Annotated in this window: 7 protein-coding genes; all 7 read right to left on the bottom strand. The window is 53.3% G+C overall.

Annotated features, from left to right (window positions below):
* Window positions 1-20: 20 nt before the first annotated feature.
* Window positions 21-710 carry a Sel1 family TPR-like repeat protein YjcO gene (gene yjcO, locus EQY_RS0119005; protein WP_000719884.1) on the bottom strand — a complete coding sequence of 230 codons (690 nt, stop codon included), beginning with the start codon at window positions 708-710 and terminating at the stop codon, window positions 21-23.
* 93 nt (window positions 711-803) lie between these two features.
* Complete coding sequence (fdhF, locus tag EQY_RS0119000) at window positions 804-2,951, bottom strand: formate dehydrogenase subunit alpha (protein ID WP_077629703.1); 2,148 nt, start codon at window positions 2,949-2,951, stop codon at window positions 804-806.
* Between the two features lie 197 nt (window positions 2,952-3,148).
* Window positions 3,149-4,615 carry a multidrug efflux transporter outer membrane subunit MdtP gene (mdtP, locus tag EQY_RS0118990; RefSeq protein ID WP_000610616.1) on the bottom strand — a complete coding sequence of 489 codons (1,467 nt, stop codon included), beginning with the start codon at window positions 4,613-4,615 and terminating at the stop codon, window positions 3,149-3,151.
* Window positions 4,612-6,663, bottom strand: coding sequence for a multidrug efflux transporter permease subunit MdtO (gene mdtO / locus EQY_RS0118985; protein WP_001275236.1), 2,052 nt, complete (start codon window positions 6,661-6,663; stop codon window positions 4,612-4,614). Before mdtO ends, mdtP begins: the two co-directional genes overlap by 4 nt.
* Complete coding sequence (gene mdtN / locus EQY_RS0118980; protein ID WP_000446394.1) at window positions 6,663-7,694, bottom strand: multidrug efflux transporter periplasmic adaptor subunit MdtN; 1,032 nt, start codon at window positions 7,692-7,694, stop codon at window positions 6,663-6,665. Before mdtN ends, mdtO begins: the two co-directional genes overlap by 1 nt.
* 18 nt (window positions 7,695-7,712) lie before the next feature.
* Window positions 7,713-7,988 (bottom strand): YtcA family lipoprotein, encoded by a 276-nt coding sequence (locus tag EQY_RS0118975; RefSeq protein ID WP_010344852.1) that lies wholly within the window; start codon window positions 7,986-7,988, stop codon window positions 7,713-7,715.
* A gap of 208 nt (window positions 7,989-8,196) precedes the next feature.
* The coding region (gene yjcS / locus EQY_RS0118970; protein ID WP_000314100.1) for an alkyl sulfatase YjcS at window positions 8,197-9,504 on the bottom strand (1,308 nt) is incomplete at its 5' end.

The raw sequence follows: 9,504 nt of genomic DNA, 5'->3' as shown, positions 1-9,504 counted from the left end.
CGCGTCTTATCAGGCCTATCTTAACCGTTGGTTAATTTTTCAAACTCTTCACATCCGGTATCAAACCCTTCCATACAGCTCAGGTTCAACCAATGCAGTGCCTTTTGTTTGTTCTTCTCGATAAAACCCTCTTCACCGTTTAAGAACATCATCCCCGCCCAGTACTCGGAATAACCGGTACGGGAAATCGCGGAGCTGCGTTTGAAATACCAGGTTGCTTTGTCATCGTCAGCCGTAATGCCCACGCCGTTGGCGTAAATCAAGCCAAGCAGCATCTGGGCATCAACGGCGGTATCATTCTCCAGATCTTCCGAGGCGTTTTCTAACAGCGAAATCGCCTTCGGATAATCTGGTTTACCCGCCTGGCTATTAACCAGAATATGCGCCAGCGTCACTTCACCTTCTTTACTGCCCGCCTGCGCTGCTTTCTCGGCGAGCACTTTTGCTTGTGGATAGTCCAGACTGACCGGATTGGTGATTTTGATCTGCGCTAACAGCGCGCAGGCATCAGCATCACCGCTGTCGGCGGCTTTCTGTGCCCAATATTCGGCTTTGCTCAAATCGCCGGAGCTAAACCAGCTGTCGGCAAGAAAATATTGTGCGCGTCGATCCCCGGCCTCTGCTGCCTTTAAATACTGGCTGCCGGGTTCGGAGTCGTTTGCGTGGGCAAAGAATGTCAAAAACAACATCAATGCGATAATTTTTTTCATTTTGATAATACGATTGGGTAGGGAGTAACCAGTATAAAGAGTTCGAATGGATAAAAAAACAGCCTCCGAAAGGAGGCTGTAAGAGGGACTGATTTACGCCAGCGCCGCTTCGCGCAGGCGAGTTTTCAACTTGTTGTACTCGTCAATCACGTACTGCTCGGCGGCGCGCTGATCGGCGATCGGCTCGACGCGCACGGCGCAGTATTTGTACTCCGGCGTTTTCGTAATCGGGCTTAAGTTCTCGGTAACCAGCTCGTTACAGGCACCAATCCACCACTGGTAAGTCATGTAAATCGCCCCTTTGTTCGGACGATCGCTGACCTGCGCACGGGTGATAATTTTGCCTTTACGCGAGTGCACCCAAACCAATGCCTCATCTTCAATACCCAGACGTTTGGCGTCTTCGGTATTGATTTGTGCGTAGCCAGGTTCATCAGCCAGCGCCGCCAGCGCCGCACAGTTACCAGTCATCGAACGACAAGAGTAGTGACCAACTTCACGCACCGTTGACAGTACCATCGGGTACTCGTCGGTGAGTTTGTCGATTGGCGCTACCCAGTCGCAGGTGAAGAACTGCGCCAGACCGTTCGGGGTATCAAACTTCTCTTTAAACAGATAAGAAGTCCCCTGATCGGCATCTGAAGTATCGCGGCAAGGCCACTGAATGAAGCCCAGTTCGCCCATTTTCTCGTAAGTCGCACCGTAGAAATCCGGGCACAGATGACGCAACTCATCCCAGATCTCCTGGGTGTTGTTGTAGTGCATCGGATAACCCATACGGGTGGCGATTTCACTGATGATTTGCCAGTCCGTTTTCAGATCCCATTTCGGTTCAACTGCTTTGAAGAAACGCTGGAAGCCACGGTCAGCCGCAGTAAACACGCCTTCATGCTCGCCCCACGAGGTTGACGGTAAAATAACATCCGCCGCCGACGCGGTTTTGGTCATAAAGATGTCCTGAACGATGACCAGTTCCAGATCTTCAAAGGCTTTACGTACTGCCGACAGTTCCGCGTCCGTTTGTAGCGGATCTTCGCCCATAATGTACGCCGCACGGACTTCGCCATGCGCCGCACGGTGCGGCAGTTCGCTGATGCGATAACCGGTATGGGCCGGCAGGCTTTCCACGCCCCAGGCTTTGGCGAATTTCTCGCGGTTAGCCGGATCTTTCACGTACTGATAGCCCGGATACGTATCCGGCAGCGCGCCCATATCGCAGGCACCCTGCACGTTGTTCTGACCACGAACCGGGTTAACGCCCGCATGTGGCTTACCGAGGTTACCGGTCAGCATCGCGAGGCTGGTCAGAGAACGCACGGTTTCCACGCCCTGATAGAACTGGGTAACACCCATGCCCCACAGAATGGATGCGCTTTCGGCCTGGGCATACATCCGCGCCGCCTGACGAATCTCACTGGCGCTGACGCCGGTGATATCTTCAACCGACTCCGGCGTGTAGCCTTCAACGATTTTACGATACTCTTCAAAGCCTTCTGTGCGGGAAGCGACGAACGCTTTGTCGTACAGATTTTCTTCAATAATGACATGGCCCATCGCATTCAACAGCGCGATGTTCGAGCCGTTTTTCAGTGCGATGTGCATGTCAGCAATGCGCGCGGTTTCAATTTTGCGCGGATCGCAGACGATAATTTTCGCCCCGTTACGTTTAGCGTTAATTACGTGATTCGCCACGATTGGGTGGGAATCTGCCGGGTTGTACCCGAAAACGAACACTAAATCGGTATTATCAATTTCGTTAATGGCATTGCTCATTGCGCCGTTACCGACCGATTGGTGCAGACCTGCAACCGATGGGCCGTGTCAGACGCGAGCGCAGCAGTCAACGTTATTAGTACCAATAACGGCGCGCGCAAATTTTTGCATTACATAGTTGGTTTCGTTACCCGTACCACGCGAGGAGCCGGTCGTCTGGATGGCATCCGGACCGTACTTCTCTTTGATGGCGCTCAGGCGCTCGGCAACGTAATTCAGTGCCTCATCCCAGGAAACAGGTTCGAGTTTGCCGCCACGCTGGCGACGGATCATGGGGGTTTTCAGGCGCGGGGTCAGGATCTGGGTATCGTTAATGAAATCCCAGCCATAATAACCCTTCAGACACAGAGTACCCTGGTTGGTTTTCCCCTGCGCTGCCTCCGCCCGGACGATTTTGCCGTTATCGACGACCAGGTTGATTTTGCAACCTGATGCGCAATATGGGCAAACCGTGACGACTTTTTTCATCGGTCTCGCTCCAGTTAATCAAATCACGCATACGCGCTCTCGACTACAGTATGCATCTTTTATGCCACATTTTATTTGGGGACATTCCTTGATATTACGGGCACTATTTATTCAAAACTCTGACGAAAAACAGGCTGTCGTCAGTTTTGACGTGACGAAACGAAATACCGCGTGACAGCCATCACGCGGCAGACATTTTATTTTTTCTCGATGCCGGGAGCCGCCTGATACCCGCCGCCCAGCGATTTCATCAACTGAATGCTTTGGATCACGCGGCGGCTATCCAGCATCAGTAATGACATCTCTTCGGCAAGCACCGGCAATTCGGCTTCGGTTGCCTGTAAGCGGCTGGTTAAACCGCGCTTGTAGGCGGCGTCGGCGGCGCGCTGGGTGAAGCGGGTCGCTTCTACGCGTTCTGCCTGCATCTTCCGCTCGTCATTCAGCGTTTGCAGACGCGTGCCATTGACTGCAACGTCGCGCACTGCGTTCAGCACGGACTGGTTGTAACGTTCAATCATCATGTTGCTGGCGGCACGAGTGCCTTCGAGATTGGCATTCAACCGTCCACCGTCAAACAGCGGCAATTTCAGGCCTGGAATGAAGTTGAACTGGCGACTGCTTTTTTTGAATAAGGTATCCAGGTGGATGGAATCCAGGCCGAAAAACGCTTTGATATCAAAGCTTGGGTAGAACAGCGCCCGCGCGGAATCCACCTGATTTAATGACGCCTGAACATACCAGCGCATGGCTTGCAGATCCGGACGTCTGGCGAGCAACTCATAAGAGAGTGTCGCCGGAATGCCGGTCTGTACCTGTGGTAACGCCACTGGTTTGATCTCCGGCATATCGCTGGCGCCCGCGCCAGTCAATGCGCGCAGAGATTCTCGTGTTTCAGTGATTTGCCCTTTGACGGCAGCAATTTGTTTATCGACCGCCAGAATCTGCGCCCGCGCGCCGTGGAACGGTACTTGCGCTTCCAGGCCGTGCGCCACTTTGCTATGATGCGCTTTCACCGCGTAATCAATCACGCTGCGGGTTTGCTCTAACAGATCGAGCATCTGGTAGCTGGCCTGCATACTGTAATAAAGCTGCGCTACGCCTGTAGTGAGCGACAGTTCCACTGCCGCAGTTTCTGCCAGCGCGGCGTTATGCGCGCCAATGGCGGCGGCAACCGCTGAGCGATGTACGCCCCATAAATCGAGATCCAGTCCAGCAAATAAACCTACGGTGGCTTCGGTGTAGTACGGACCATCCATTCCCAGTGCGGGCGCATCCATCGCATAAGGGCTTAAAAAGCCGTTGGCAGAGACGCGCTGGCGGTTGAGCATCCCTAACGCCGCCACCTGCAATTGTGAACCAGCATCTAACAAATCTGCCTGCGACTGCGCTTTTTCTTCCCGCAATTTCGCTTCGGCGAGGGTGTGAGAACCGCTTAACGTCCGTTGGATCAGCGCATCCAGTTGTGGATCATTAAACTGTCTCCACCACTGCGCTTGCGGCCAGCCGGAACTGGCAAGATGAATATCATCGGCAAGTTTGATCTGCTCTGGTTTAAGCTGTTGATGAGGGGCTGAATCCTTACGCACTAACGCACAGCCGGAAATCAGCGTCGTGCTGCCGAGAATGCTGCACAACAACAAGCGTGAAAGTTGACGATTGATCATTGAGTGGCTCCTTGTGCCTGTTCCGTGGCGGGCGTTAATGCCGGAGCTGTCCAGTCTGGCAAGCGGGCGATGAGCTGACAGACGTGTTGCTCCTGTTTTAATAAGGTGGGCAGGATGGCCTGCGAGGCGGGTATCTCTTCAAGCGTTATTTGAGGAGAACGGTTGAGCGCGGTTGCCAGACCGGCAGCGTATTTCTCCAGTGCGTCGGCAAAGTGGCTGGCTCTGTCCGGCTGGAGCGCGTGATCCAGCGCCTGAGCCGAGTTCCAGGTGGCATCCCAGGCGTGAAGAATGTCGCGTCCCTGACGAATAACTGTTTGCGAGCGTTCAATCAGTAAGGCGCGTTCATCGCCGTCCAGTTGACGTTCAAGCGCCACGCGTTGGCACATTTCTTCACAGGCATTAAACGCCGCATGTAGACCTATACGAATTTGCAGATAAGTGCGCAGAGCCGTGACTTCCTGCTGGCGCGGGATACGCATCAGTTTGCTTAACATACCCAGCGCGCCAGCCAGTTTTTGCGGCAGTGCACGCGCTTCGCTTTCAGGCCAGACAAAGGTGTAAATCACCGCCGATACCGCCGTACCGATAAGAATGCCGATGGCACGATCGCGTATTTCCACCAGGTCGTAAACCGGACCAAAGACGTTTTCGAGCGTGGCGAGAGCAAAGGTCACCACCATCTGCGTGCCGATATAAGAAGAACGCTCAGAGCTGGTGGCGAACCACGCGCCTGCCAGGAAAATCGGTGCCAGTACGAGCAGCAATTCGACAATGTTGTCCAGCCATGGCATGACCAGTAGCGTAAACAGCAACGCCAGAATTGCACCGCAAAAAGCTCCGCCAAAACGTAGCGCCATCTTCTGGTACGAAGAACCGATATTGGGGTTAGCGACGATCACGCAGGTCAGCATACAGGTGTGAATGCCTTCCCAGTCCACGCCGCTGTAGAAGGTGTAACAGATCAAACAGGCCAGCAGCGTTTTTACCGCGTAACGCATATAGTCCGGATTAGTAAAGGCATCGGCGACCATTGACGGCGGTTTGGCGGCGGGCGTTGGCGGCGTGTGCGGATCCATCTGACCAAGCTGTAACAGTGTCTGGCAAATATTCTCCAGGTTACATTCTCGTGCCGCCATCGCTTCATCTTCACTAAGCCGCCAGTCGCTTTGCCAGCACTGCCCTTTGGCAATAGCATGTTGCAGCTTGTTGATTTCAATGGCTAATTTTTGCCGAAATTCAATTATCGCCTGCGAATCAGCAAAAGAGGTGGGATCGTAGCGATTCAGCGTCGAGTAAATGTAGGTTACCGTCGCCACGCAGCTTTGCCACCATGCATTATGGGTTCGCCAGTCGGCGTCGTCCGCGAGGCAAAAGACATTCAGTTTTTGCAGCGCCAGCGCCTCTCTTTCAATCCGCGTTTCGGGTAGCGGCGCAAGGCTTTCTGTCAGGTGACGTACCGCGTCATCAAGCCGATCATTAAGCGCCTGATGCATCTGCGTAATAGCGCGGCTGGGAAACCACAGCACGCCGATTAACGTCATCAGCAAGGTTGGATAGAGGCCGACAACGATACACCACAGCGTTAAGCGCACGACCACTTCCGGGTAGTCGAGCATGGCGGGGAAGGTTTGCCCGTAAATGGCGACAATGGCGACGGCGAAAAAGACCAGTCCCAGCCGATGGGTGCGCATCAAAAACATGCAGCCCATCAGGACAGGACCTGCGATGATCAATCTGATCAACGGTTCGCCGTATGACCATTTGTAGATCAAAAACAGGCTGCCGATCTCCAGCACCGTGGCAACCACAAATAAGATCGCGACAAATTTGGTGTAAAACGCGTTCGACTGAATACCGTAAAACAGCACTGCCAGTGATAACGCCACGAAGGGGATCTCAAAGGTCATTGAGATCAGAATCACCAGCAGGCAGCCTACCCAGAGCTGCACGGTCTGCGGCACACGACCAGGTCGCCGCTCGCTTAACTCTTCATGAAAGAACGCCAGCAGCCTGACCACCGGTAATGGCAGGGAGTTGAGCGCGCTCATTATTGCGGCTCAAGATTAGCGACTGCCGACGCGCCAATACGGAACATTTCCGGGTCAGGTTTATCGACCATGATTTTGACCGGAAAACGCTGGGCAACGCGAACCCAGTTAATAGAGCGAGACACTTTCGGCAGGCCGCCCAGCACCAGACCGCCGTCATCCGGCAGCACGCCGTAGCCAATGGAATCCACTTTACCCTCGAAGGTTTTGCCGCTGTCGCTCATCAGGCGAATCGTCGCAGGCGTACCGGCATGAATATTTTTCAGATCGGTTTCGCGGAAGTTGGCGATAACGTACCAGTGACGAGTGTCGATTAGCGTGAAAATAGGGCGCATGGCAGAAGCAAATTGCCCAACCGAGGTTTTGAGGGAAATGACCCGACCATCAAACGGCGCGCGGACGGTTGCCATTTCCAGATGCAGTTTGGTTAGCGCGATATCCGCTTCCACCGCCGCACGTTGGGCGACCAGCGCATCGACGCCGCTGACGGCGCTGGCGGCTGACTGCGCCTGTAACAATACGGCATTAAGATCCGCTTCTGCGGCGCGCTGCGCCGTTCTTGCACGGTCAACGTCTTCCGCTGAGACAAAACCTTCTTTCAATAATGGCTCGGTGCGGCGTAATGTATCGCTGGCCTGTTTAGCGGCGGCACGGGCTTTTTCTACCGTGGCATTAACCGAGTCGGCACCAAACTGTTGCGCGTCAACGCTACGCTGGGTGAGCATAATTTGCTTATCCAGCGCGGCGAGGGAGGCTTCGGCTTTCGCCAGATTCGCTTCGTATGGGCGAGGGTCGATGCGGAACAGCAAATCGCCCTGTTTGACTGCCTGGTTGTCTGTGACGGCCAGTTCCACAATACGACCGCTGACTTCCGGCACTACATCGATGGTATCGGCAGACGCGTAAGCGTCGTTGGTTGATGGCGCACTGTCTACGCGCCAGATAACGAAAACGAGGGCAACAAGCGCCAGCGCAACGACCAGCAGGGCAGGGATCTTACTGCGAGGAGCTTTTTTCGGCGTACTTTCCATGAGCGCATCTCAAATAGATTAGAAAAATGCCAGCCAGAACAGCATGGCGTAGAGAGCAAAAAGGGCGGTATAAATAATTCCGACAAATGCCAGATTGATATTTGCCCTCTGAATAATTCGCCTCGTGATGAGTGTCACAATAAGGCTGGCGATAGCGCAGAAAAACCAGCTGGGATAATAAGCACCAATCACCGGGATCGCTGGAGATAATGAGCATCCCGAAACCATGATGACGGGAATTATCCAGGCTGCTTTTTTGAATTGCATCACCATGCGAGAGAGAACTGTTGGCATAATAAATACATCCTGTCTGCTGCGAACAATATCTGTAGTGAATATCAATATCCATTGAAGGCGTCAGTATGGCTATTTTCTTGATGAATAAAAATAGCTTTATTCAGCCACCGCATTCATAACTTATATATATTGTGTATTAATTTTCTGTATGTATTTTTAATATAAATACTTTCGGGGGCTTGAATGCCCCCGAAAATGAGTGGAATTAATTCGGGGTTACAATATTCACCCACAAATCGAAATTATCCAGACAAGCAATAATTTCTTCCAGTTTCGCACCATTGCCAATAATTTTGGCTTTCTTCGCTTTTACCAGATCCGCCATTTTCGCCTGTCCGGTCAGCACGGCGTGCAGATCTTCACGGCTAATGTAGAAGGACGCATTGGCTTGCGGTTGCAGCGTTTTACGGTAGTTAAGCACGCTATCGTTCAGGGTCAGGTTGAGGTTATCGCCGTTACTCATATTGAAGTTCAGGCTGATGTTCTTCCCGGCGGCTTTTTCGCTATCGAGGCGAACAGCCATAAAGTCGAACAGCATTTCGACCGACATCCCGCGAATGGTATCCGGGGAACCGGTGGTGCCGTGGCTGAACTTATGTACCCCTTCGCGCAGCTCTTTCGCGCCAGTCAGGTAGAAACCGCGCCAGGTGGCTGACTCCGCCTGATAACCAAGCTGTTCAAAGTTATTGGCTTGCAGATTCTTCGCCACCTGGTCGCCCGGATTGGCGGCAATCACCTGTTTCAGTAACTCTGCCGACCAGCGATAATCTCCCTGCTTGTTTGCTTCTTGCGCCAGGCTGATGACGCGTGCGGAACCGCCCAACGCCTGTACATAACGTTTACCCATCTCCACCTGACCATACGGATGCAGGTTTGCCGGGTTACCGTCGTAATAGCCGAGGTAGAAGTTATATACCGCACGGGCGTTGTGGCTGACAGAACCGTAATAGCCACGGCTGGCCCAGTTATTGGCAAGCGCAGGTGGCAGCTTAATCATGTCGCCGATTTCATTCATGGTGTAGCCCTGGTTTGCCAGGTGCAGGGTCTGGTCGTGAATGTACTTGATAGTATCGCGATATTTACCAATATAATCATTGATATGCTTATTGCCCCATACCGGCCAGGTGTGCGGCATAAACAGGACTTCCGCTTCGTTACCCCACATATCCAGCGTTTCGTTCAGGTACTCGGTCCATTTGCTGGTATCGCGGGTTTTCGCGCCGCGCAGAGTGTAGAAGTTGTGCAGGGTATGAGTGGCGTTCTCGGCGGTACACAGGGCTTTCAGTGCCGGAATATAGAAGTGCATTTCCGCTGGCGCTTCGCTGCCAGGGGTCATCAGGAAGTCAAACTCCAGACCGTCGATAATCATCTTCTCGCCAGTTCTGACGATTGTTTTGGTTGGCGCAATAATGCTTGGGTCACCGGTTGCCAGCGTCACGCCGAGACCGTTACCCACGTTACCCTGCGCGTTGTGCGGCAGTAACAGGCCGTAAGAGTAGAGCGCACGGCGGCT

This window comes from Escherichia sp. TW14182 (assembly GCF_000208525.1).
In the GTDB taxonomy this organism is placed as follows: domain Bacteria; phylum Pseudomonadota; class Gammaproteobacteria; order Enterobacterales; family Enterobacteriaceae; genus Escherichia; species Escherichia ruysiae.
The sequence above is the reverse complement of the archived record's forward strand: the minus strand, read 5'-3'. Positions and strand labels throughout refer to the sequence as shown.